Annotated in this window: 20 protein-coding genes; 9 read left to right on the top strand and 11 right to left on the bottom strand. The window is 73.8% G+C overall.

The annotated features are described in order from the left end of the window. Position 1 precedes the first annotated feature (1 nt). Positions 2 to 772: a phosphotransferase gene (locus ACGFIQ_RS23180; protein ID WP_393246761.1), complete on the top strand. Its 771-nt coding sequence runs from the start codon at positions 2 to 4 to the stop codon at positions 770 to 772. 71 nt (positions 773 to 843) lie between these two features. Here the strand turns inward: ACGFIQ_RS23180 and leuS are convergent, their stop codons facing one another. Continuing rightward, a complete protein-coding gene (gene leuS / locus ACGFIQ_RS23175) occupies positions 844 to 3,684 on the bottom strand; it encodes a leucine--tRNA ligase (protein WP_393246760.1) in 2,841 nt (946 codons plus the stop codon). A 403-nt stretch (positions 3,685 to 4,087) separates the two neighbouring features. Between leuS and ACGFIQ_RS23170 the strand changes: the two genes are divergently transcribed. Genes ACGFIQ_RS23170 through ACGFIQ_RS23160 form a run of 3 tightly spaced genes read left to right on the top strand, consistent with a single transcriptional unit; the run spans position 4,088 to position 8,934 of the window. Beyond that, the gene (locus ACGFIQ_RS23170) at positions 4,088 to 5,140 is read left to right on the top strand and encodes a MoxR family ATPase (RefSeq protein WP_357251025.1); all 1,053 of its coding nucleotides are present in this window, start codon (positions 4,088 to 4,090) and stop codon (positions 5,138 to 5,140) included. Position 5,141: 1 nt separating this feature from the next. Next, a complete protein-coding gene (locus ACGFIQ_RS23165) occupies positions 5,142 to 6,440 on the top strand; it encodes a DUF58 domain-containing protein (RefSeq protein ID WP_393246758.1) in 1,299 nt (432 codons plus the stop codon). 16 nt (positions 6,441 to 6,456) lie between these two features. Further along, positions 6,457 to 8,934, top strand: a complete 2,478-nt coding sequence (locus tag ACGFIQ_RS23160) for a transglutaminaseTgpA domain-containing protein (RefSeq protein ID WP_393246756.1) — start codon at positions 6,457 to 6,459, stop codon at positions 8,932 to 8,934. Between the two features lie 427 nt (positions 8,935 to 9,361). Here the strand turns inward: ACGFIQ_RS23160 and ACGFIQ_RS23155 are convergent, their stop codons facing one another. The 10 genes from ACGFIQ_RS23155 to ACGFIQ_RS23110 form a co-directional block, all read right to left on the bottom strand. After that, positions 9,362 to 9,760: a DUF3040 domain-containing protein gene (locus tag ACGFIQ_RS23155; RefSeq protein ID WP_357069513.1), complete on the bottom strand. Its 399-nt coding sequence runs from the start codon at positions 9,758 to 9,760 to the stop codon at positions 9,362 to 9,364. 116 nt (positions 9,761 to 9,876) lie between these two features. Then, positions 9,877 to 11,136 (bottom strand): DNA polymerase IV, encoded by a 1,260-nt coding sequence (locus ACGFIQ_RS23150; protein ID WP_393246754.1) that lies wholly within the window; start codon positions 11,134 to 11,136, stop codon positions 9,877 to 9,879. A 174-nt stretch (positions 11,137 to 11,310) separates the two neighbouring features. Then, entirely contained in the window at positions 11,311 to 12,477 is a 1,167-nt protein-coding gene (locus tag ACGFIQ_RS23145; protein WP_393246752.1) for an alkaline phosphatase family protein, read from the bottom strand. Further along, positions 12,474 to 13,223, bottom strand: coding sequence for a methyltransferase domain-containing protein (locus ACGFIQ_RS23140; protein WP_393246750.1), 750 nt, complete (start codon positions 13,221 to 13,223; stop codon positions 12,474 to 12,476). The genes ACGFIQ_RS23145 and ACGFIQ_RS23140 overlap by 4 nt, the downstream gene beginning before the upstream one ends. 18 nt (positions 13,224 to 13,241) lie before the next feature. Then, positions 13,242 to 13,424 carry a hypothetical protein gene (locus ACGFIQ_RS23135; RefSeq protein WP_393246748.1) on the bottom strand — a complete coding sequence of 61 codons (183 nt, stop codon included), beginning with the start codon at positions 13,422 to 13,424 and terminating at the stop codon, positions 13,242 to 13,244. A gap of 87 nt (positions 13,425 to 13,511) precedes the next feature. Then, the gene (locus ACGFIQ_RS23130; RefSeq protein ID WP_393246746.1) at positions 13,512 to 16,886 is read right to left on the bottom strand and encodes an error-prone DNA polymerase; all 3,375 of its coding nucleotides are present in this window, start codon (positions 16,884 to 16,886) and stop codon (positions 13,512 to 13,514) included. Then, the gene (locus ACGFIQ_RS23125) at positions 16,883 to 17,017 is read right to left on the bottom strand and encodes a hypothetical protein (RefSeq protein WP_393246744.1); all 135 of its coding nucleotides are present in this window, start codon (positions 17,015 to 17,017) and stop codon (positions 16,883 to 16,885) included. Before ACGFIQ_RS23125 ends, ACGFIQ_RS23130 begins: the two co-directional genes overlap by 4 nt. Further along, positions 17,010 to 18,962 (bottom strand): DNA polymerase Y family protein, encoded by a 1,953-nt coding sequence (locus ACGFIQ_RS23120; protein ID WP_393246742.1) that lies wholly within the window; start codon positions 18,960 to 18,962, stop codon positions 17,010 to 17,012. The genes ACGFIQ_RS23125 and ACGFIQ_RS23120 overlap by 8 nt, the downstream gene beginning before the upstream one ends. Beyond that, positions 18,959 to 19,684 (bottom strand): hypothetical protein, encoded by a 726-nt coding sequence (locus tag ACGFIQ_RS23115; RefSeq protein ID WP_393246740.1) that lies wholly within the window; start codon positions 19,682 to 19,684, stop codon positions 18,959 to 18,961. The genes ACGFIQ_RS23120 and ACGFIQ_RS23115 overlap by 4 nt, the downstream gene beginning before the upstream one ends. A 108-nt stretch (positions 19,685 to 19,792) precedes the next feature. After that, entirely contained in the window at positions 19,793 to 20,242 is a 450-nt protein-coding gene (locus ACGFIQ_RS23110) for an SAV_6107 family HEPN domain-containing protein (protein WP_357069494.1), read from the bottom strand. A 442-nt stretch (positions 20,243 to 20,684) separates the two neighbouring features. On the opposite strand from ACGFIQ_RS23110, the gene ACGFIQ_RS23105 reads away from it, so the two are divergent. From ACGFIQ_RS23105 to ACGFIQ_RS23085, 5 genes are read left to right on the top strand one after another with little or no spacing between them, the layout of a single operon-like run. Next, entirely contained in the window at positions 20,685 to 21,173 is a 489-nt protein-coding gene (locus ACGFIQ_RS23105; protein ID WP_393246737.1) for a YbaK/EbsC family protein, read from the top strand. Next, a complete protein-coding gene (locus tag ACGFIQ_RS23100) occupies positions 21,170 to 21,922 on the top strand; it encodes a monooxygenase (protein ID WP_393246735.1) in 753 nt (250 codons plus the stop codon). Before ACGFIQ_RS23105 ends, ACGFIQ_RS23100 begins: the two co-directional genes overlap by 4 nt. Further along, entirely contained in the window at positions 21,919 to 22,470 is a 552-nt protein-coding gene (locus ACGFIQ_RS23095; protein ID WP_393246733.1) for a GNAT family N-acetyltransferase, read from the top strand. Before ACGFIQ_RS23100 ends, ACGFIQ_RS23095 begins: the two co-directional genes overlap by 4 nt. Continuing rightward, the gene (locus ACGFIQ_RS23090) at positions 22,467 to 23,300 is read left to right on the top strand and encodes a carotenoid biosynthesis protein (RefSeq protein WP_393246731.1); all 834 of its coding nucleotides are present in this window, start codon (positions 22,467 to 22,469) and stop codon (positions 23,298 to 23,300) included. The genes ACGFIQ_RS23095 and ACGFIQ_RS23090 overlap by 4 nt, the downstream gene beginning before the upstream one ends. Further along, a complete protein-coding gene (locus ACGFIQ_RS23085; protein WP_393246729.1) occupies positions 23,297 to 24,424 on the top strand; it encodes a glycosyltransferase in 1,128 nt (375 codons plus the stop codon). The genes ACGFIQ_RS23090 and ACGFIQ_RS23085 overlap by 4 nt, the downstream gene beginning before the upstream one ends. The last annotated feature ends 7 nt before the right edge of the window (positions 24,425 to 24,431 follow it).

Below are 24,431 nucleotides of genomic sequence, written 5' to 3'. Positions count from 1 at the left end.
CGTGCCCGAGCCGACCCATGGCGTCGAGGAGCCGCTCACCGGCGGCTTCGTCGCCGAGGTGGTCCGGGTCGGCGACACGGTACGACGTACCCCGCCGGCCAACCCGGACTTCATCGGCGCGCTGCTGCGTCACCTGGCCCGGGTGGGCGCGGACCTCGCGCCCCATCACCTGGGCGTCGACGACCGCGGCCGGCAGGTGCTCAGCTACGTTCCGGGGCGGGTGCCGTGGCGGGACTCCGAGGATCCCGCGTTCTTCGCCGATCCGGCGCTGGTGCGGCTGGCCAAGCTGATCCGGCGTCTGCACGACGCGTGCGCGGGCACCGAGCTGGCCGGCGACGCCGAGACCGTGTGTCACCGCGATCTGTCGCCGAAGAACACGGTGTACCGGGACTTCCCGGCCGGGCCGCTCCCGGTGGTCTTCATCGACTGGGACCTGGCCGCCCCGGGCCGGCGGATCGAGGACGTCGCGTTCGCCGGCTGGCACTGGGCCACACTGGGTGACGGCGCCGATCCCGCCGAGTTGGGTCGGCGTTGTCGCGTCCTCTGTGACGCCTACGACGCGGCCGGCCCCGGGCCGCTGCCCCGAGGTGAGCTGACAGACCTGATGCTCCACCAGATCGAGGGCACCTGGCGGACCATCGACACCAGCCCCCACCCAGCCATGCGCCGCCTCCGCGAGGCAGGAGTAGGCGCGCTGATAGCGCACTGGCACGACTGGGTATGTGCGCACCGCGCCGTCGTCAATAGGTCGATCATGGAGTCGTGGCGGTGAACAACCCCCGGGCAGGGGATGAACCGACCACCACAACTCCATGATCGACGCGAGCGGGACCGGGCGCGGAGTTACGCCACCACCGAGACCATTCGACCCTTGACCACGATGACCTTGCGGGGCTCCTTGCCGGCCAGGGTGGCGGCCACCGCCTCCAGGGCCGCCGCGCGGACGGTCTCCTCGGTGGCGTCGGCAGGGACCTCGACGCGGCCACGGACCTTGCCGTTGACCTGCACCGGATAGGTCACCGTGTCGGCCACCAGCAGCGCCGGGTCGGCGGTCGGGAAGTCCGCGTACGTCAGCGAGGTGTCGTGGCCCAGCTTGCGCCACAGCTCCTCGGCCAGGTGCGGGGCGAACGGTGCCACCATCAGCACCAGCGGCTCGGCCACCTCACGCGGCGTCGCCGACAGCGCGGTCAGCCCGTTGGTCAGCTGGATCAGCTTGGCGATCGCCGTGTTGAACCGGATGCCGTCCATGTCGCCACGGACCCCGTCGATGACCGTGTGCAGCAGCCGGCGGGTCGTCTCGTCGGCCGGGTCCTCGGTGATCCGCAGCGCGCCGGTCTGCTCGTCGACGACGGCCCGCCAGACCCGCTGCAGGAACCGGTACGAGCCGACCACCGCCCGGGTCTCCCAGGGGCGGGACACCTCCAGCGGGCCCATCGACATCTCGTACACCCGGAAGGTGTCCGCACCGTAGGCGGCGCACATGTCGTCGGGGGTCACCACGTTCTTCAGCGACTTGCCCATCTTGCCGTACTCGCGGTTGACCACCAGGTCGCCCAGGTAGTAGGCGCCGTCGCGCTCCATGACGTCCTCGGCCTGCACGTAGCTGCCGCGCGAGTCGGTGTACGCGTACGCCTGGATCATGCCCTGGTTGAACAGCTTGCGGAACGGCTCGAACGACGACACGTGCCCCAGGTCGAACAGCACCTTGTGCCAGAACCGCGCGTACAGCAGGTGCAGCACGGCGTGCTCGGCGCCACCGACGTACAGGTCGGTGCCCCCGCAGTCACCGTCGGCGCGCGGGCCCATCCAGTACCGCTCGTTCTCCGCGTCGACGAACCGCTCGCTGTTGGTCGGGTCCAGGTAGCGCAGCTCGTACCAGCAGGAGCCGGCCCACTGCGGCATCACGTTGGTTTCCCGGGTGTAGCGCTTCGGCCCGTCACCCAGGTCCAGCTCGACCTCGACCCAGTCGCGCCGCCGCGACAGCGGGGTCTCCGGGTTGCTGTCGGCGTCGTCGGCGTCGAACGTCTTCGGGGAGAAGTCGTCCACCTCCGGCAGCTCGACCGGCAGCATCTCCTCCGGCAGGGCGATGGCCGCGCCGGTCTCGTCGTAGACGATCGGGAACGGCTCACCCCAGTACCGCTGCCGGGAGAACAGCCAGTCGCGCAGCCGGTAGGTCACCGCGCCGCTGCCGTGCCCGTTCGCCTCCAGCCAGGCGATGGTCGCCGCCTTGGCGTCGGCGACCCCCAGACCGTTCAGGTCCAGGCCGCGCTCGGGCGCGGCGCTGTTGATGGCCGGGCCGTCCCCGGTGTACGCCTTGCCGTCGAAGCCCTCCGCCGGCTGCACGGTGCGCACGATGGGCAGCTCGAAGACCTCGGCGAACGCCCAGTCCCGTTCGTCCTGCGCCGGCACCGCCATGATCGCGCCGGTGCCGTAGCCGGCCAGCACGTAGTCGGCGATGAAGATCGGGATCTGCCCCCCGGTGACCGGGTTGGTGGCGTACGCGCCGATGAAGACGCCGGTCTTCTCCTTGGTGTCGGACTGCCGCTCGACGTCGGTCTTGGCGGCTGCCGCCTTGCGGTACGCCTCGACGGCCGCCGGGGGGTTGGCGTGCCCGCCGGTCCAGGCGTCCCTCGTCCCGTCCGGCCAGGCGGTCGGCACCAGCGCGTCGACCAGCTCGTGCTCGGGTGCCAGCACCATGTAGGTGGCACCGAAGACGGTGTCCGGTCGGGTGGTGAACACGCGCACCGGCGCCTGCCCGGTGGGGAAGTCGATGTGCGCACCGGTCGAACGGCCGATCCAGTTGCGCTGCATCAGCTTGATCGGCTCGGGCCAGTCCAGGCTGTCCAGGTCGTCCAGCAGCCGGTCACCGTACGCGGTGATCCGCATCATCCACTGCTTCAGGTTGCGCTTGAAGACCGGGAAGTTGCCCCGGTCGGAGCGGCCGTCGGCGGTGACCTCCTCGTTGGCCAGCACGGTGCCCAGCCCCGGGCACCAGTTGACCGGTGCCTCGGAGACGTACGCCAGGCGGTGGTCGTCGACGACCTGGCGGCGCTCGGCGACGCTCAGCTCGGCCCACGCGCGGCCGTCCGGGGTCTGCCGGTTACCACCCTCGAACTCGGCGATCAGCTCGGCGATCGGGCGGGCCCGGCCGGCGTCGCGGTCGTACCAGGAGTTGAAGATCTGCAGGAAGATCCACTGGGTCCAGCGGTAGAAGTCGGTGTCGATGGTGGCCACCGACCGGCGCTCGTCGTGCGCCAGCCCCAGCCGGCGCAGCTGCGCCTTGTACCGCTCGATGTTGGCCACGGTGGTGGTGCGGGGGTGGGTGCCGGTCTGCACCGCGTACTGCTCGGCGGGCAGGCCGAACGCGTCGAAGCCCATCGCGTGCAGCACGTTGCGACCGGCCATCCGCTGGTAGCGCGCGTAGCAGTCGGTGCCGATGTAGCCCAGCGGGTGGCCGACGTGCAGGCCGGCCCCGGACGGGTAGGGGAACATGTCCAGCACGTACAGCTTGTCCGCGCCGGCGCGGGGGTGGGTCGGGTCGGCCAGCGGGCCGGTCGGGTTCGGTGCGTGGAAGGTGCCCTCGCGCGCCCAGGTGTCCTGCCAACGGTTCTCGATCTCGTCGGCCAGGGCCGCGGTGTACCGGAACGGGGGAATGTCGCCCGCCGGTGCGGCTGCCTCACTCATCGTCTCTCCTCGCTTCGCTTCGCTTCGTCTCGGCGACGCCGGGCCGGGCCGGCGGCGGGCACAAAAATGCCCCTCGCGCAGGAGGGGCCGCCGTGCTGTCGCTGGGATCAGCGCATCAGCACGGCCCGGTAAGAAGCAGGAAGACTCCGGCCATGTTCGGCAGTGTACCCCGCCGACGGTCCGGCCTGCCGGCCCCCGGGGTGGGCCGGGCCGCGTCCCCCGACGTGGCGAATATCGGGGCGTAACCGACGGACCGCCTGCGGGGGTCGGCGATAACGACAAACATGGTTAGCCTGAGAGGCTAGTGAGAATCCTGCGGCAAACGAGGCTCGACGTCGCGAACCCAACGGCGGGTCCAGGTGCTCTCTACAGAGCTGCCGTGACGGCGACGAGGAGGAGGCCCGTGACACAACAGACCTGGGACGAGGTGGGCGGCCTACTGCCGCACGACGAGTTCCGCGCCGCCAGCGAGGCCATCGTGGCCAACATCGAGCAGGTCATCGAGGGTAAGACCGCCACCGTGCGGCTCGCCCTGGCCGTCTTGCTCGCCGAGGGCCACCTCCTGATCGAAGACGTCCCGGGTGTCGGCAAGACCAAGCTTGCCAAGGCCCTCGCGCGGTCCATCGACTGCACGGTACGACGGATCCAGTTCACCCCCGACCTGCTGCCCAGCGACGTCACCGGTGTCAGCGTCTACAACCAGGAGACGCACGACTTCGAGTTCCGTCCGGGTGCCGTCTTCGCCAACCTGGTGGTCGGCGACGAGATCAACCGGGCTTCTCCGAAAACCCAGTCGGCGCTGCTGGAGTGCATGGAGGAGCGGCAGGTCACCGTCGACGGCGTGACCTACCAGTTGCAGACCCCGTTCATGGTGATCGCCACCCAGAACCCGATCGAGATGGAGGGGACCTACCCGCTGCCCGAGGCGCAGCGCGACAGGTTCACCGCCCGCATCGCGATGGGTTACCCGGACTCCAACGCCGAGCTGGCCATGCTCGACGGGCACGGCGCCACCGACCCGCTGAACGAGCTGCGCGCGGTCTCCGACGCGGCCATCGTCCGGCAGCTCATCGCCACCGTCCGGCAGGTGCACGTCGCGGACGCGGTCAAGCAGTACGCGATCGACCTGGTCACCGCCACCCGCGAGGCTCCCGACCTGCGGCTCGGCGCGTCCCCCCGAGCCACCCTGCAGTTGCTGCGCACCGCCCGGGCGGTCGCCGCCCTGGAGGGTCGCGACTACGTGCTCCCCGACGACCTGCAGGCCCTGGCGGTGCCGGTGCTCGCACACCGGATCATCCCCACCGCCGACGCGCAGCTGGCCCGGCGCACCACCGACGCGATCGTCTCCGAGCTGGTGCACCGCCTGCCGCTGCCGCACGACCGGCAGCGCAACCCGTACGACACCCGGCCCGCTTCCGGCAACGGCCGCGCGCCCTACGAGCCGCGGAGGCCATGACGTGCGTGCCGGGCTGCGCGGGCTGACCACCCGCGGGCGATCCTTCCTCGCCGCCGCGGTCGCCGCGGCGATCTCGGCCGGCATCCTCGGCGAGAAGGACCTGCTCCGGGTGGCTGTGCTGCTGGCCATCCTGCCGTTGCTGGCCGCCGCCTACGTCGGGCGCAGCCGCTACAAGCTGGCCTGCAACCGGTCACTGGACCCGCACCGGGTTCCGGTCGGCGCCAACTCCCGCGTGGTGCTGCGCCTACAGAACCTCTCCCGGCTGCCGACCGGCACCCTGCTGTTGGAGGACCGGCTGCCCTACGCGCTGGGCAGCCGGCCCCGGGTGGTGTTGGAGCGGCTCGGCGCGCACCAGGCCAGTTCCGTGGCGTACACCGTGCGGGCCGACGTGCGGGGTCGTTACGACGTGGGCCCGCTGGTGGTCCGGATCACCGACCCGTTCGGCCTCTGCGAGCTCACCCGCTCCTTCCCCAGCACCGACCACCTGACGGTCATCCCGCAGGTCACCCCGCTGCCGTCGGTCCGGCTCCCCGGGGAGTACGCGGGCAGCGGCGACAGCCGGGCCCGGTCGGTGGCGGTGCACGGCGAGGACGACGCGGCGACCCGGGAGTACCGGCGCGGCGACGACCTGCGCCGGGTGCACTGGAAGTCCACCGCCCGCACCGGCGAGCTGATGGTGCGCCGCGAGGAGCAGCCGTGGGAGAGCCGGGCCACCGTCGTTCTGGACACCCGGGCGTACGGCCACCGCGGCGAGGGGCCGACGGCCAGTTTCGAGTGGGCCGTCTCCGCCGCCGCGAGCATCGCCGTCCACCTCCGGCAGGCCGGCTACAAGTTGCGCCTGGTCACCGGCTCGGGCGTCGATGTGGACGCATCGGAGGCCGGCGGCGACGGGGCGCTGCTCGACCACCTCGCGGAGGTGCGCCTGGATCAGCGCGCCGAGGTGACAGGTCTCGTGCAGCGGGTCCGCCAGCGCGCCGACGGCGGGTTGATCATCGGGCTGTTCGGCACGGTGGGCACGGCCGAGGCCGAGCTGCTGGCCGGGCTGCGCGGCAACGGCGCCACCTGCATCGGGTTCCTGCTCAACAGCTCCACCTGGCTCAGCCTGCCGGAAAAGGCTCGGGCCGAGGCGGAGCACGCGCACGGCGCCGCCGTCCTCGCCATGGTGCAGAGTGGCTGGCGCGTCGTCGGTGTCGACCACGGTGCCCGGCTGCCGGCGCTGTGGCCGCAGGCTGGCCGGGGCTCCCAGGGCTTCGCCCTGCGCGCCGCGCTGGCCGAGACGGTCGCCGGCGGCGTGCGATGAACGGAAGGGTCCCCTCATGATCGCCAGTCGGAACATCGGCCTGGTGGCGGCCACGGCCACACTGCTGGCCGCCGCGCCGCTGTCGGCCATCTTCCAGAGCTGGACATGGCTCGTCCAGTCCGTCATCGCGGTCGCCGTGGTGGCCGGGGCGGCCGCGCTGACCAGGCTCGTCCGGGCACCACTGTGGGGTCAGGTGCTGGGCATGCTGGCCGGCTTGCTCCTCGCCCTGACCTGGTTGTTCCCCAGCAACCAGGAACTGCTCGCCATCCTGCCCACGCCGAGCACGTTCGCGCACTTCGCCGACCTGCTCACCGGCTCCATGCAGGACATGCGCTCGTACGGGGTCGAGGTCCCGGACACCGACCCGCTGCTGTTCATCGCCGTGCTCGGTGTGGGCGCGGTCGCCGTACTCGTGGATGTCCTGGCGGTGGGGCTGCGCCGGCCCGCGCTGGCGGGGTTGCCGATGCTCGCCATCTACTCGGTGCCGGTCGCCGTCTACGTGAACAGCGTCCCCGCGACGCCGTTCGTGGTGGGCGCCGCCGGTTACCTCTGGCTGCTGGTCACCGACAACGTCGACCGGGTCCGCAGGTTCGGGCGCCGGTTCACCGGCGACGGCCGCGACGTCGACGTGTGGGAGGCCTCACCGTTGGCGTCGGCCGGCCGTCGGCTCGCGGTGCTCGGGGTGGCGGTGGCGGTGGCCCTGCCGTTGGCGGTGCCCGGCATGAGCGGCGGGCTCCTCGACTCCCTCAGCCGGGGGCCGGGCAACGGCACCGGCAACGGCAACGGCTCGGGCGGCACGTCGGGTCGGATCGACCTGTTCGCCTCGCTCGCCGGTCAGCTCAACCAGTCCCAGGTGGCCGAGCTGGTCAAGGTCACCACCTCCGAGCCCAACCCGTTCTACCTGCGCTACGCGGTCGCCGACGAGCTGCGCCAGACTGGTTTCCAGGCGCGCAACCCGACCGGCCGAGCCGTCAACCGGGACCTGCCCGACCCGACCGAGCGGGCTCGCCCCGGCGTGCAGCAGACCACCTACCGGGCGACCGTCGAGGTCACCAAGAGCCTGAGCATGTCGCTGATGCCGGTGTACGCGGAGCCGGTCCGCACCGACGACCTCAGCGGCAACTGGCTCTACGACCCCAACCAGCAGGTCGTCTTCTCCAACCGGGAAAACTCCCGGGGCCGGAAGTACTCCTTCGACTACGTCCGCTCGACGTACACGCCGGCGACGCTGCGGGCCACCGCACCGCTGCCGGCCGACCACCCCCTGAACCGGCAGATGACCGCCACCCCCGGGCCGGTGCCCGAGGTGGAGGAGCTGGTCAAGGGCCTGACCCAGGGCAAGCGCACCGACTACGACCGGGTGTTGGCGATCTACCAGCACTTCTCGGCCGACAACGGGTTCAGTTACCGGCTCAGCACCGAGAGCGGCAGCAGCGGGCAGGACATCGTCAACTTCCTGACCAACAAGGTCGGCTACTGCCAGCAGTACGCGGCCGCGATGGCGTGGCTGGTCCGCTCGGCGGGCATCCCGGCCCGGGTGGCGTTCGGGTTCACCAACGGCAGCAAGCGCGACGGTGGAACCTACACGTTGACCAACCTCAACCTGCACGCCTGGACCGAGGTCTTCTTCGACGGGGTCGGCTGGGTGCCGTTCGACGCCACCCCGACGTACGGGGTGCCGGGGTCCACCCGCTCGGCCTGGGCACCGGACACCGACGCGCCGGAACCAGCCACACCGGGCACCGGCGTCACGGACACCCCGACGGGCCCCGAGGCGTCGGCCGGTCCGGCCGGGCCCGACAACGCCGACCGGGACGTCGACGACGGGCTGGCCCTGGGCGGTACCACGCCGGCCGAGCAGCCGCCGGTCTGGCCCTGGTGGGCGGCCGGCCTGCTGGCCCTGCTGGCACTGCTCGCCATCCCCGCGCTGCGCCGGCTGGCGCTGCGCCGCAGACGGGGTGGCCAGCCGGCGAGCGCCGCCGTGGCCTCCACAGCGGCCGTCGACGACGGCGTCGAACCGGGGACGCGTGTGGTGGTGGTCGGCGTGGACGCCGACCGGGCCCGCGCGGACGCACACGCCGCCTGGGCCGAGCTGCTCGACACGATGGTGGACTTCCGGGTTCCGGTCGACCTGACCGAGACGCCCAGGGCGACCGCGGACCGGCTGGTCCGAGACACCCTCGGCGACGACAGCGCCGCGACCGGGTCGGCGCGGCTGCTCGGCCAGGCGGAGGAGCGGGCCCGCTACGCACGGGACCCGCTGACCGGTGAGCGGCTGTTGCCGGCGCTCCGCGCGGTCCGTGGGGCGCTCGCCGCACAGGCTGACCGACGCACCCGCCTGGTCGCCGCCGTACTGCCACCGTCGGTGCTGCTGCGCTGGCGCACCACCCTGGCGGACACGTCCGGCCGCTTGGCGGCCTTGACCGGGCGAGCCCGGTACCGGTTGCTGCGCTGGAACCCTCGACGGCTGTTGGCCGACCGAGCGGCCCGCTGACCTGTCCAGCTGACCAACGCCCGTCCAGGGCGGGGATGGCGGTCCACCGACCGCCACCCCCGCCCTGGCACCCCACCGCACCCCGCCCCACCTGGCGTCCCGCCCGGCACCCGCTGCGCCCGGCAGCCCGCCCTGCCCCGCCCGACAGCCCGGCCCGCCGCCTCCGGGTCCCCCGCCGACTCCTTGATCAGGTGATGAAAAGTAGGTCTGACGAGCTTCCCAGACCTACTTTTCATCACCTGATCAAGGACATGCGGATTCGACGCACGACCAAGCCACGCAGGGCTCGACGCACGAGCAAGGCGCTGCGGGCAGCGGTGGGGGTTGCTCCGTGGAGAAGGGCGCGCGGATACCACGGAGGTCGCCGGGGCTGTGCCCAGCGACCCGCTCGTCGCGGCGTACGGCCCGCCTCAGCGGCGGGACTGGCTCAGCGGTGCCCCTCCGGGCGCTGCCGCCACCTGTCCTCCATGCGGTCCAGGATCGACGACCGGCGACCGGATCGGCCACCACGCGGACGGCGACGACTCGTCGTCCCGCCCACCACGTGCAGGTCGGGTGACTGCGCCCGCCGGTGCGACTGCACCGCGTACGCGGCCGACGCCAGCATGACGACAAAGCCCGCCACCGCCAGCGGTGGAGTCTTGATCACCGCGCCATAGACCAGTAGAGCCAAGCCAGCGATGACGACGCCGGCGGCGACGAGCAGGCGACGCCGCGCGTGAAAGCGCGGATCGCTGGCGCGCACGGCCGAGGCGAATTTGGGGTCCTCGGCAAGCGACCGCTCGATCTGCTCGAACAGCCGCTGCTCGTGCTCCGAGAGCGGCACGGCACTCCTCCCCGGTCACGTTGGTCGGGCCCGGGCGGGCCGACAGACCGTGGCAGCCATCCGACTGCTTACCCGCAAGTCTACGAGGGGGGTCGCGCGTCGGAAAGCGGGACGACCTACGGGTGGGGTGGATTTTCCTTTCGTTGGGCGTCACGGTCGCCCATCAGACTGGCCGGACCTATGACGGACCGCCCGAATCGGGCAGCGGCGGCGTCGGCGGCAGCTTCCGCCTCCCGCCAACCACGCTCGGGCGCGCCGAGGGTGAGCTGCCGGGGAGCGCCCTGCGCCGCGCTGAGCCCCTCCACCCGGACGCCGACGAGCCGAATCCGCTCGCCCGGGTCCAGTGCGGTGTAGAGCGCCCAGACCGTGTCGAACATCTCGCGGGCGGTGTCAGTGGGCACGTCGAGGGTGCGGGAGCGGCTGACGGTCCGGAAGTCCGCCAGCCGCACCTTGAGTGCGACGGTGCGCCCGACCTGCCCGGAGCCTCGCAGCCGGACGCCGACCTTCGCGCTGAGCGCGAGCAACGCGCGGCGGACCTCCAACGGATCGGCCACGTCGACGTCGAACGTCACCTCGGCGCCGATCGACTTGTCGACGTGCTCGGGGCTGACCCGGCGCGGGTCCCGACCCCAGGCCAGCTCGTGCAGGTGGGCCGCCGACGCCGCGCCGACCGCCTTGCGGAGCATGCCCAGCGGGGCTTCGGCGAGGTCGCCCACGGTGGCCAGGCCGAGCCTGCGCAGCGCCTCGGCGGCGCGCTCCCCCACCCCCCAGAGCGCGTCCACCGGCAGCGGGTGCAGGAAGTCGAGCACCTGCCCCGACGGCACCACCAGCAGACCGTCGGGCTTGGCCCGGGTGGAGCCGAGCTTGGCCACGAACTTGCTCGGCGCCACCCCGACCGAGCAGGTCAGCGCCTGCTCGTCGGCGACCCGTCGGCGGATCAGCCGGGCGATGGCGGCCGGGGAACCGAAGAGTCGGCGGGCGCCGCTCACGTCGAGGAACGCCTCGTCGAGGGAGAGCGGCTCGACCAGCGGGGTGACGTCCCGGAAGATCTGCATCACCGCCCGGGAGGCGGCCGTGTAGGCGCTGAACTCCGGTGGCAGGTAGACCGCGTGGGGGCAGCGCGCCCGGGCCTGGCTGGTCGGCATCGCGCTGCGTACGCCGTAACGGCGGGCCTCGTAGCTGGCCGAGCTGACCACCCCGCGCGGCCCCACACCGCCGACGATGACCGGCCGGCCGCGTAACTCGGGCCGGCGGCGCACCTCGACGGCGGCGAAGAAGGCGTCCATGTCGACGTGCAGGATCGGGCTGCCGGTGTCGTCGGCATCCGGCCCGAAGCGCGGATCGCCGCCCCGGGGCAACGACTGACTGCGGCCCATCCCGGCAGGTTAACCCGGAGGTACGACATCCCCAGCGGCCGGCGAACCGGAGGACATCCTCAGCGGCCGGCGAGCCAGCGGACCGCGACAGCCAGTGGCCGCGGGCAGAACCGGCAACCAGGGCCACAGGACAGAACCGCCACCGGACCGCAGGACAGAACCGCTACCCAGCGGTCAGCCGCGTACGACCAGCAGTGGCACGGTCAGCTCGGCCGCGGTGTCCGAGCCGTGGTAGGCCACCAGCTTCGACGCCATCGGCCGCTCGGTGCGGCTGGCCAGGACCGCGTAGGTGTCGTTGCAGGTCACCACCACGTCGCCGATCCGGGCGAGGTGTTCCTCGGGCACCGGCCCGAACCAGCCGGTGGCCACCACCTCGTCGCGGGTGCGTACCCGTGCGGCGTCGCCGAGCACCGTCGACCAGGCGGCCACCACGTCGTCGAGCGCGCCCGGCGCGACGTGCAGGTAGCGCACCCGGGCCTCGCCGGCGACCACCCGGATCCCGTCGCGCAGTCGGGGGTCGGTGTCCAGGTCGAAGCGGTGCGTGGCGGGAATGTCGAGCTGGCCGTGGTCGGCGGTCACCAGCAGGGCCGCGTCCGGCGGCAGACCGTCGACCAGTCGGGCGACAAGCGCGTCCACCTCGGTGGCGGCGTCCCGCCAGGGCACCGAGTCGACGCCGCTGACGTGGCCGTGCCGGTCCAGGTCGGGGTGGTAGCCGGAGACCAGGGTCGGGCCGGAGCCGGCGGCCAACGCGGCCAGCATGGTGGCGGCCACCGCGTCCCCACCGGCGGCGCCCCGGAAGTCGCCGCCCCGGTTGGCGGCCAGGGTCAACCCGCTGCCGCCGAACTCCGGGCGACTCACCACTGTCGTCGTCACCCCGGCGGCGCGGGCGCGCTCCAGTTGGGTGGTCACCGGCTGCCAGCTCAGCGGCGACGGGTCCCCGGACCAGTCGGTGTGGGTGAGCACGCGGTCCGTGCCGGGCACCCGCACGGTGAAGCCGAGCACCCCGTGCGCGCCGGGCGCTACGCCGGTGCCCAGCGACACCAGGCTGGTCGGGGTGGTGGACGGGAAACCGGCGATGAGCGGACGGCCCACCGTCGCGGCGAGCCCGGCGAGCATCGGCGCGTACGGGGCGGCGGTGGGCAACTGGTACCAGCCGAGCCCGTCGACGAGCAGCACGGCGATCCGGCGCACCCCGGCCAGCGCGGGCGCCAGCCCGAGCGGGTCGGCGGAGCCGGGCACGCCCAGCACGGCGAGCGCGCTGGGCAGCACCTCGGCGAGACGGCCGCCGCCGTGCTCCGGCCCGAGGATCGCCAGTGGCGCCGGGGTCGGCGAGTCGCTCATGCCGGCCGGCGGGCGAACAGGTGCAGCTGGGCGGCCAGGTCCCGGTACGGCGGTTGGGCGGCCAGTACGCGTTCCAACTCGACCACCGCGGCCTGCTGCCCGTCGGCGACCGCGGCCGGCAGCAGGTCGGCCAGCACGCGTACCCCGTGGATCTCCTCGACCACCAGCCCGGCGGCGCCGAGCAGCGCGGCGGCGCCCGGGGCGTCGTAGCGCCGGCGCAGTGTGTCGCGCGGCCCGGCGGTGCCGGCCGGGTCGGCGGCCAGGGCGGTCGCGACGTCCAGGTGCCCGTTCATGGCCCGGCCGAGCACGGCGGCGGCCCGGCCGGCAACCAGGACGCTGGCGGCTCCGCCGGGACGCAGCGCGGTGGCCAGCGCGGCCACCACCGGCGTGGGGTCGTCGACCACCTCCAGCACGGCGTGGCAGAGCACCAGGTCGACGCCGGCCGGCTCGACCAGCCCGGCGAGGGCGTCGCCGTCACCCTGCACGGCGGCGATCCGGTCGGCCACCCCGGCCTCGGTGGCCCGGCGGGTGAGCGCCGCGAGGGCGTCGGGGCTGGCGTCGACCACTGTGACGCGGTGCCCGGCGCGGGCCAGCGGGACGGCGAAACCGCCTGTGCCGCCGCCCACGTCCAGCACGGTCAGCTCGGCGTCGCCGCGCCGGTCCAACTCGGCGCGGAGCACCGACCAGATCACGGCGGTACGGGGTGTCAGCGGCGGCTCGGCGAACCGGCCTCGGGTCTGCTCCACCCGGTCGAGCCTAGTGGGTCAGGAGTCGGTGCCCTCGGCCTCGTCCTCGGCCCGGGACCGGCGTTCGTTGGCCACCGGCCCGTTCGTCACCTCGTACTCGCGAGGGTCGGCGAGGTGCGCCGGCACCCAGCCGGTGCCCAGCCGGGTCCGCCGGGCGTTGGCGATTCCACCGGTGTACGCGTGATTGCCCTTCACTGTCATTCCCCCTCACGGATCACGGGCCGCTCTGCCCGCTCAGGACGAGTCTCCCGCTCGACGGCGCGAGAAACCGTAATGTGGATCACTCTCCTAACGGAAGTCGCGGGAGGCGGGGCTGACCGGCGGTTCGATGGCGTCCAGCCGGTCGGCGACCAGGTTGGTCACCCCCTCGTGCCGCTGCAACCGGCCCCGGACCACAAGCGCGGCGCTGGTGCGGGCCACCCGCCGGTAGCGCTGCCACAGCCCCGGCGAGCAGGTGACGTTGAGCATCCCCGTCTCGTCCTCCAGGTTGAGGAAGGTGACCCCACCCGCCGTCGCCGGGCGTTGCCGGTGGGTGACGATGCCACCGACCCGGATCCGTTGGCCGGGCTCCACCCGGCCCAGCCGGGCGATCGGCACCGCGCCGAGCACGTCGAGCTGCCCCCGGATGAACCGGGCCGGATGGCTCTCCGGGGACAGCCCGGTGGCCCACACGTCGGCGACCAGCCGGTCCACCGCCTCCATCCCGGGCAACGTGGGCGCCGCCGCGCCGGTCACCGTGCCGGGCAGCCGGCCCGGCCGGTCCTGGGCCGCCGCGCCGGCGGCCCAGAGCGCCTCCCGCCGGGTCAGCCCGAAACAGGCGAAGGCGTCCGCGGTGGCCAACGCCTCCAGCTGCGCCGCGGTGAGACCGACCCGCCGGGCCAGATCAGACATGTCGCGGTACGCCCCGCCGGCCGCCCGCTCGGCCGCGATCCGCTCGGCCACGTCGGCGCCGAGGGTACGCACACCGGACAGCCCCAACCGGACGGCCGGGCCGCCCAGCCCCCAGGCGTGCGGCGGCTCCCCCGGCCCGCTGCCCCACCGGGTTTCCGGGGTCGACTCCAGCACCGCCAGAGCCCCGCTGGCGTTGATGTCCGGACGACGGACCTCCACGCCGTGCCGGCGGGCGTCGTCGACAAGGGTCTGGGGGGAGTAGAAACCCATCGGCTGGGCGTTGAGCAACGCGGCCAGGAACGGCGCCGGGTGGTAGCGCTTGAGCCAGGAACTGGCGTACACCAGGTAGGCGAAACTCATCGCGTGACTCTCCGGGAAGCCGTAGCTGGCGAACGCGGTGAGCTTGCGGTAGACGTCGTCGGCCAGCTCGCCGGTGATGCCCCGCTCGGCCATCCCGGCGTAGAGCCGGTCGGCGATGCGGGTCATCCGCTCGACCGACCGTTTGGCGCCCATCGCCCGGCGCAGTTGGTCGGCCTCGGCCGCGTCGAAGCCGGCCAGGTCGATGGCGAGCTGCATCAACTGCTCCTGGAACAGCGGCACACCCAGGGTCTTCTCCAGGGCGTTGCGCATCAGCGGGTGCGCGAACGTCACCGGCTCCTGGCCGTTCTTGCGCCGGATGAACGGGTGCACCGAACCGCCCTGGATCGGGCCGGGCCGGATCAGCGCCACCTCCACCACCAGGTCGTAGAACTCGCGGGGCTTGAGCCGGGGCAGGGTGGCCATCTGGGCGCGGCTCTCCACCTGGAACACCCCCACCGAGTCGGCCCGGCAGAGCATGTCGTAGACCTCCGGGTCGTCCAGCGTCATGTCACCCAGGTCGAGGCTCTCGCCGATCATGTCGTAGCCGTAGTGCAGGGCGGAGAGCATGCCCAGCCCGAGCAGGTCGAACTTGACCAGGCCGACCGCGGCGCAGTCGTCCTTGTCCCACTGGAGCACGCTGCGCCCGGGCATCCGCCCCCACTCCACCGGGCAGACCTCGATCACCGGCCGGTCGCAGATCACCATGCCGCCGGAGTGGATGCCCAGGTGCCGGGGGAACGTCTGCAACTCGTTGGCGTACTCCACCACCTGCTCGGGGATGTTCTCGACGTCGACCGTGGCGACCGAGCCCCACCTGTCGATCTGCTTGCTCCAGGCGTCCTGCTGCCCGGGTGAGAAGCCGAACGCCTTGGCCACGTCCCGCACGGCCGACCGGGGCCGGTAGGAGATGACGTTGGCGACCTGGGCGGCGTGTTCCCGGCCGTAGCGGGTGTAGACGTGCTGGATCACCTCCTCCCGACGGTCGGACTCGATGTCCACGTCGATGTCGGGTGGACCGTCCCGTTCCGGGGCGAGGAACCGCTCGAAGAGCAGCCGGTGCCGAACCGCGTCCACATTGGTGATCCGCAACGCGTAGCAGACCGCCGAGTTGGCCGCCGAACCCCGGCCCTGGCAGTAGATGTCCTGCTCGCGGCAGAACGCGACGATGTCGTAGACCACCAGGAAGTAGCCGGGGAACCCCAGCTCCTCGATCATGTTGAGCTCGTGGTCGAGCTGCGCGTACGCCGTCGGGTGCGCCTGCGGCGGCCCGTAGCGCTCGTGTGCCCCGTCGGCGGTCAGCTTGCGCAGCCAGCTCATCTCGGTGTGCCCCGGCGGCACCGGGTACGCCGGCAGCTGCGGCGCGACCAGTTGCAGGTCGAAGGCCAACTCGGCGCCGAACTCGGCGGCCCGCGCCACCGCACCCGGATACGCGGCGAACCGAGCGGCCATCTCCGCGCCGCTGCGCAGGTGGGCGGTGGCCGCCGCGGGCAGCCAACCGTCGATCTCGTCCAGGCTGCGGCGAGCCCGCACGGCGGCGACAGTGGTGGCCAGCCGACGCCGGCCGGGGCTGGCGTAGTGCACGTTGTTGCTGGCCACCGTCGGCAGCCCGGCCGCGGCGGCCAACTCGGCGAGCGCGTCGTTGCGGTCGGCGTCGATCGGATGGCCGTGGTCGGTCAGCTCCACGGCGACAGTCTCCGCACCGAAGAGCGCGGTCAGTCGGTCCAACTCGCGGGCCGCCGCGTCCACCCCCTCGGTGAGCAGCGCCCCCGGCACGTGCCCCTTGCGGCAGCCGGTCAGCACCAGCACGTGGTCACGCAGTTCGGCGGCGACCTCCTCCAGGTCCCCGTAGACCGGGCGGCCCTTCTCCCCGCCGCGGAGCTGGGCGCGGGCGATGGTGGTGGCCAGCCGGGCGTACCCCTCGTGGCCGTGCGCGAGCACCAGCAGGTGCGCGCCGTGCGGGTCGGGTTCGCCGTTCTGCGGGCCGGGCAGCCCGAGGGACAGCTCCGCGCCGAAGATGGTCGGCAGGCCCAGCGTGCGGGCCGCCTCGGCGAAGCGGACCACCCCGTAGAAGCCGTCATGGTCGGTGACGGCGAGCGCGGTGAGCCCCAGCCGGGCCGCCTCCTCGGCCAACTCCTCCGGGTGGCTGGCGCCGTCGAGGAAGCTGAAGTTGGTGTGCGCGTGCAGCTCCGCGTAGGGCACCACACCGTCGGGACGGATCAGCTCCGGCGGCTGGTACCGCTCGCGGTGGCGGCTCCAGGCCGGGGAGTCTCCCCCGTCGGCGTCCACGGCGAGCGGGTCCACCACGTGCAGGTGCCGCTCCTCGCGCGACCGCCCGCCGGAGCCACCGTCGGCCCGCCCGGAGAGCACCCGCTCCAGCTCCGACCAGGGCATCTTGGGGTTGTGGAAGCTCACCTGGCCGCCACCTCGCCCGGCCAGAGCTTGATCGACTCGACCTCCTGAAAATCGGGCGGTCCGCACAGGCGGAACACCGCGGTTTTCAGGATGTCGAGTCGATCACGGCCAGGGGACGTGTGCTCAGTCATAGATCGCCTCCACCAGCCACTGCCCGGCCTCGACGGCGAGCAGCAGAGCGGTGCCATCGGCGAGGCCGACCTGGAACCGGGCCCGACGGCGGGCCTCGGCCGGGGCCCACCACCGCTCGTCCACCGGCCACGGGCCGACCCAGCCGACGATCTCCGCTGGCCGGCCGGTGCCGACCACCAGCCGGGCCGGCGGAGCGCTCACCGCCAGCCGCGCGCTGATCACCACCGGCTCGCCGGCGGCGTCGTGCACGGTCGCGGCGAGTGGGCTGGGCAGCACCACCGCCGGCGCCGGCGCCGGGAGTCGTCCGGGCCACGGCGGCACCCCGCCCATGCCGCGGGCAGCAGGCCGACCGGCACCGACGGCCCTGGCACCGCCACTGGTGCTCGACTCACCGGCCAGCGCCACCGGCGCGACCGCCTCATCCGACAACGGCACCGAACCGGGCCGGGCGACCGCCTCGCCCGACAACGACGCCGAGCCGGGGCCGGCGACCGCCTCACCCGACAACGACGCCGGGCCAGAACGCCCGACCGCCTCACCCGACAACGACGCCGGGCCAGAACGCCCGACCGCCTCACCCGACAACGACGCCGGGCCAGAACGCCCGACCGCCTCACCCGACAACGACGCCGGGCCAGAACGCGCGACCGCCTCACCCGACGACGGTGCCGGGCCGGAACGCGCGACCGCCTCGCCGGGCAGTGGTGCCGGGCCGGGACGGGCGGGCAGACGTTCGTCGCCCCACGGCACCAGTCGCACCTGGTCGGCCGGGGAGCGCCCACCGCCGAGCACCGCGGTGACCACCGCCTCCGGGCCGAGGATGCCCTGCACGCGGCTCAACGCCCGGTGTGCCCGTTCCCGCTCCTCGCCGGTCTCCCCCCACAGGCCGGCCTGCAGACCGGCCTGGGCGATCACCCCGTCCGGGACCAGCCGCAACCGGATGATGCCGGCCGTCGGCCGGGCCGGTCGGGCGCCGGTACGCCCGCTGCTGCCGGAGAGCCAACCGTCGAGCTGCCAGCGCACCCGGTCGGCGATGGCCGCGGCGGTGAGCAGGCCATCGTGGCGCCACACCCGGTGCAGCTCCTGACCGTGCTCGGTGACCGCCTCGATGCCGAGCCGGGTGCAGGCCAGCCCGTGCCCGGCCAGCCCTTCGTGCAACTGCTCGGCCAGCGCGCGGCCTGCGAACGCCGCCGCGTCGACCCGGTCGATCGGTTCGTCGTAGTCGGCGGTCACCGTCAGGTCGGCCGGTGGCTGGCGGACGGCGAGCGGGCGGTGGTCGCGCCCGGCCGCGAGCCGGTGGGCCAGCGCACCGTCGAACCCGAACCGGGCCAACACGTCACCGGCCGGCAACGCGGCGAAGTCGCCGAGACTACGCACCCCCAGGCGACGCAGCAGGTCGGCCAACGCCGACCGGCCGAGCGCCTCGACCGGCAACCCGGCCAGGAACTCAGGTGTCCCGCCCGGTGCCACCACCCGACCGGCGCGGGCGGCCAACCCGGCTGCGAACACCCCGTCGGCGATGCCGACCTGGCTCTCCACCAGGCACGACTGGGCGACGTGCTCGATGATCCGCTCGGCGGCCGCTTCCTCGCCGCCGAGGTAGCGGCCCGGCCCCCGGGCGGCCACCGCGCAGGCGCCTGGACGGACCACCTCCACACCGGCGACCAACTCCTCCACCGCGGCGACCACCGGCTCGAACGCCCGGGCGTCGCGGCCCGGGTCGTACTCCACGACGGTGAGCTGCGGGCAGCGACCCTGCGCCTCCCGCTTGCGCAGACCTCGGCGCACCCCCTCGGCGCGGGCCCGCTCGGAGCAGGCGACCACCCGGTTGGCGTGCAGCACGGCGACCGGGCCGGTCGCCGGCACCCCGTCGACGATCTCGGCGGCGAGCACCGGCCAGTCCGGGCACCACAGCAGCAGGGTGCGCGGCGGAGAGCCGGTCACCCCCGACCGACCAGGGCAAGCGGCGCGGCCGGTCGACCCACGGTCGACGGCACCGTGCGGGGAATGACCCGGGTCAGCTCGTCTCCCGGGAGCCAGACCTTGATCTCCTTGGGTCGGGCGGCCGCCCCGCGCCCGCGCGCCGAGACGGTGACCTCCCGGCGGCGCAGCCGCCCCCGGCCCTGGCCGAGCCCTTCCCACACTCCACGGACCACCTGCAGTGTCACGTCCGCGCCGTCCCACCGGCCGTACGGGACGAGCACGCTGCCGCGCTGCCGGGCCCGGGCGGCCAACCGGGTGGCGACCGAGGCGGAGACCGTGGCCGGCACGGTGGTGACCACGACGTCCACTCCGTCGATCAGCGCGGCGACCACGGTGGCCCACTCGGGGCCGGGGTTCGGAATCAGGGCCAACCGGTCCAGGGCGATGCCCAACTCGGCGGCCGCCCCCGCACCGAACGTCGGCACGCCGACCACGGCGCACCACGAGCCGGCCCGGGACGCCTCGGCGAGCAGGGCCAGCATCAGCGAGGTGCCACCGCTGCGCTGGGGCTGGCCGGCGGCGACCGCGATGGTGCTCCCCCGGCGCAGGCCCCGGTTGGGCAGCAGACCGGTCAGCTCGGGTGCCACCGGCAGCACCCGGTGGCCACCGACCTGGTCGGGTGCGCTCGCCGGGCGCACCAGATCGGCAAGTGCGGCGGAACCGACCACCATGCGGCCCGCCATTGGACCAACCCCCCGTCATTGCTGCTGCTGTGGATCACATTCCGGACCGACACGCCGTGCCACCGGCCGCCCGGCTCCCCCCGCGGGGCGGTCGGTGGCACGGCGGGATCATGCGGCGAGGCCGTCCAGGGCCGGTTGGTGGGACACGCCGAGCGCGGTCTCCACCACCGTGACGAACTGTTCGGCGGCGCGGAGCAGGTCGTCGGCCTCCCGGGCACTGACCACCCGGGGGATGCCGGCCTCGGCGGCGGCGCGTTTGCTGGCCCCGGCGGCGAAGAACCGGGACCACTCGTCGAGCTCCGGAGCGACGGCGCAGAGGAGGACCCAGACGCTGGTGATCCGGTTACGCCGACTCGGCGCGGGCCGGGCCCGGGCGGCGAGCAGGGCAGCCGCCGCACGCAGCGCCGCCAGGTGGGCAGCCGCGTAGCGCAGGCCGTCGGGTCGGGTCTGGCCGGCCTCGACCAGCCCGCGCCGGGCCAACGTGAGGAGTTGGGCGGGGGTGCGGTGCGGCAGCACGTGCGCCGGCACCGTCGGTGCCTGGGCCGGGTTGGTCGGCATGGGTGTCTCCTCCACGTGGCCGGGCGTCGCCTCGGCGCGTTGGTGCCGCCGACGAGGACGCCGAGGTCGGGTGGTGCGGAGGAAGACGCACCGGGTGTGGCCGGCCGGGTGTGGACGCTTCCCCACACCACACCCGGCCGGCGTACCGGCGGGTGCGTCGCCGCTGCCCGGGGGTCGTGGGCAGCGGCGACGCTCCTGCCTGTCGGGACCAGGCTCGCGACTGCCCGGAAACCCAGGTGCGGCCCGCGGAGCCACACCGCCCGGAGCTGGCGCCGCGAAACGCCGCGCTCCGGCTGGTTGGAACGGGCGTTCGAGGCAATCGAACACTCGTTCTAACTGCTGCTGACAGTACACCTCCCCACCGACGAAAATGCAACGTGTGACGCGCCGGCCGAGCGAACCGGACTGAACCCGTCATCGACGAACCGGGAAGAATGGCGACATGCAGCCACACCCGAACGTACGAGCGGTGCAGGACGCGCTCACCGCCGCCGGCACGCTCGACGGCGCCGGTGAGCCCAGCACGATCCGCCTGCTGCCCGACGCGGTGCACACCGCCGCCGCAGCCGCCGCGGCGCTCGGCGTCGAAGTCGGCCAGATCGCCAACTCGTTGATCTTCGACGCGGACGACGCGCCGCTGCTCGTGCTCACCTCCGGCGCGCACCGGGTGGACACCGCCGGCCTGGCCGCGTCGATCGGTGTCACCCGGCTGCGCCGGGCCACCCCGGAGTTCGTCCGGGCGCACACCGGGCAGCCGATCGGCGGCGTCGCCCCGCTCGGGCACCCGCACCCGCTGCGCACCCTGGTGGACACGGCGCTGGCGACGTACCCGGAGATCTGGGCCGCGGGTGGCGTACCGCAGGCGGTCTTCCCGACCACCTACGCCGAGCTGCTGCGGGTCACCGCCGGCACTCCGGCCGAGGTGGCGTGAGCGAGCGAACCGGCAGCGACGCCCCGGAGCTGGTCACCCTGCACGTCTGGCGGATCTCCCGCGGCGCGTTGCCCCGGGCGCTGACCCGGATGGCCGTGGACCCGCGCCGGCTGCGGGCCCTGCCCGGCGTCCGGTTCGGCAAGCTGCTGGGCACCGGGACCGGCACCGGCTTCGGGCCGGGTGACGCCGACCTGACCCGGTGGGCGGCGCTGACCGTCTGGGACTCCCCCGCCGCGGCGGCCGGCTTCGACGACTCGCCGGTCGGGCGTGCCTGGGCCCGCATCGCCCGCGCCCAGGCCCGGGTCGACCTGCGTCCGCTGACCAGTCGGGGCGAGTGGTCCGGCCAACGACCGTTCGGCGAGCCCGCGGGCGGTCGGGTGACCGGCCCGGTGCTGGCGCTGACCCGGGCCCGGTTGCGGGTCCGCCGGGCGGCCACCTTCTGGCGGGCGATCCCGCCGGTGGTCGCCGCCCTGCGGGACGCGCCCGGGTTGCTGGCCCGGTTCGGGGTCGGGGAGGCACCGCTGGGTTGGCAGGGCACGGTGAGCGTGTGGCGCGACCCGACAGACCTGGTGGCGTTCGCGTACCGTCACCCGGAGCACCGGGCGGCGATCATGCGAACCCCCACCGCGGGCTGGTACGCCGAGGAGCTGTTCGCCCGGTTCGAGGTGCGCGACGTGGTCGGCGACCGGACGGTGCTCGGGTGGGTCACCGACGGCGGCCCCGAAACGGTGAAGGGTGGACGGGCATGAGGTTGGTGCGCTGGACGCCGGACGATCTGGTCCGGCGGCTGGACGACGTGGTGGCCGTCTACGGCGAGGCGATGGGATACCGCACCGACCTGTTGGAGGCCCGGCGCGGCTACATCGCCACCCACGTCCGGCGGCCGGGTTTCCGGGCGGTCGCCAGTCTGACCAGCGAAGGTCACCTCGCCGGCTTCGGCTACGGCTACCTGGGCGCCTCCGGCCAGTGGTGGCACGACCAGGTGCACCGAGCGCTGGACGCCCCGACCCGGGCGCGCTGGCTCACCCACTGCTTCGAGGTGGTCGAGCTGCATGTCCGGCCCCCGGCGCAGGGGCACGGCCTGGGCACCGGCCAACTGCGCGCGCTGCTCGGCATGGCCGAGGGCGACACCACGCTGCTGTCCACCCCGGAAGCCGACGAGCAGACCTCGCGGGCCTGGCGGTTGTACCGGCGGTTCGGCTTCGTCGACGTGCTGCGTAACTTCCACTTCCCCGGTGACGAGCGGCCGTTCGGCGTCCTCGGTCGGGATCTGCCGCTCGAGCCACCGACGTCATGACCCGGCGGTTCTCCTGGACGTTGCTCGCCGTCCTGGTGCTCGCCCAGATCTGCTACCCGCTCACCACCGGCGCCACCCGGGCCGGGCTCACCGTGGCCACCGTCGTGCTCGGGTGGCTGCTCTCGGTGGGCCACGCGCTGCTCAGCCGGGGCCCGCGGGTCGCGGCGGCGCTGGTCGCGGTGGCCACCGGCGGCGGGTTCGCGATCGAGGCGATCGGGGTGGCCACCGGTGTGCCGTTCGGCAGCTACGACTACTCCGGCGAGCTGGGCCCCAAGCTGGCCGGAGTGCCGTTGATCATTCCACTGGCCTGGACCTGGATGGCCTGGCCGGCCTGGCTGGCGGCGGTCCGGCTGACCGGCCGCGGTGGGTCGGCCGGGCTGTGGGTACGACGGATCGCGCTGGCCACCGTGGGGTTGGCCGCCTGGGACCTCTTCCTCGACCCGCAGATGGTGGCCGAGGGCTACTGGGTCTGGCGGGACGCCACCCCCGCGTTGCCCGGCCTGCCCGGCATCCCGGTCAGCAACTACCTGGGCTGGCTGCTCTTCGCGGTGCTGCTGATGGGCGCGTTGCGCCCGCTGGCCGGGTCGGCCGCCGAGCACACCGACCGGCGCGACGACCCGATGGTCACGCTCTACCTGTGGACGTACTTCTCCAGCATCCTGGCCCACGCGGTCTTCCTCGACCTGTCCGCGTCGGCGCTCTGGGGAGCGGCCGGCATGTCGGTGACCGCCGTCCCGCTGGCGGTGACCCTGCTGCGTGCCCGCAGGGGCCGCGACACCCGCGGGGAGGCCCACCAGCCGCACCGCTCCGGCGTCGACGCGACCCGATGATCGTCCTGCTCGCCCTGCTGGTCGCCGTCGCCGCGTTGACCGGGCACACCTGGCTCAACGCCGCCGGGTGGCTGCGCCGGCCCACCGACCGGCCCGACGAGGTCGACGAGCGGGTCACCGTGCTGCTGCCGCTGCGCGACGAGGCCAACCGGGTCACGCCCTGCCTGCGCGCCCTGCTCGCCCAGCGCGGCGTGCCCGGGCTGCGCGTCGTGGTCCTCGACGACGGCTCCACCGACGGCACCGCCGGGGTGGTCCGCGCGGTGGCCGGCGACGACCACCGGGTCACGCTGCACACCGGGGTCGCCCCGCCGCCGGGCTGGCTGGGCAAACCGCACGCCTGCTGGCAGTTGGCCACCCGGGCCGACCCGGACGCCACCGCGCTGGTCTTCGTCGACGCCGACGTGGTGCTCGCCCCGCACGCGGTCGCGGCGGCCGTCACCGAGTTGCGCGCCGCCCGCGTGACGCTGCTGTCGCCGTACCCCCGGATCGTGGTGGCGACGGCGGCCGACCGGCTGGTGCAGCCGCTGTTGCAGTGGCTCTGGTTGACGTTCCTGCCGCTGCGCGCGATGGAACGCTCGCCACGGCCGTCGCTGGCCGCGGCGGGTGGGCAGTTCCTGGTGGTGGACCGGGCCGGCTACACCGCCGCCGGCGGGCACGCCGCGGTCGCCGACAAGATCCTGGAGGACGTCGAGCTGGCCCGGGCGGTCAAGCGGGCCGGTGGGCGGATCGCCCTGGCCGACGGTTCCCGGCTGGCCACCTGTCGGATGTACGACGACTGGCCGCAACTGCGCGACGGGTACTCGAAGTCGCTCTGGGCGTCGTTCGGGCACCCGGGCGCGGCGGCGGTCGTGGTGGCGCTGCTGCTCCTGCTCTACACGGCCCCGCCACTGGTCGCGGTCAGCGCGCTGCTCGCCGGCGCGCCGGGGGTGGCCGCCGTGGCCCTGGCCGGCTACCTGCTGGGGGTGGCCGGACGGGTGCTCACCGCGCGGGCGACCGGAGGCCGGTGGTGGCCCGACGCGCTCGCACACCCCGTGTCGGTCGTGGTCCTCGGTTGGTTGACCCTACGGTCGTACCATCTGCGAAAGCGACGCCGCCTGACCTGGCGGGGCCGCCCGGTCAGCTAGGAGGGCG

It is taken from the genome of Micromonospora sp. NPDC048898 (assembly GCF_043198035.1).
GTDB lineage: Bacteria > Actinomycetota > Actinomycetes > Mycobacteriales > Micromonosporaceae > Micromonospora.
This window is presented reverse-complemented; position numbering and strand designations above follow the sequence as displayed.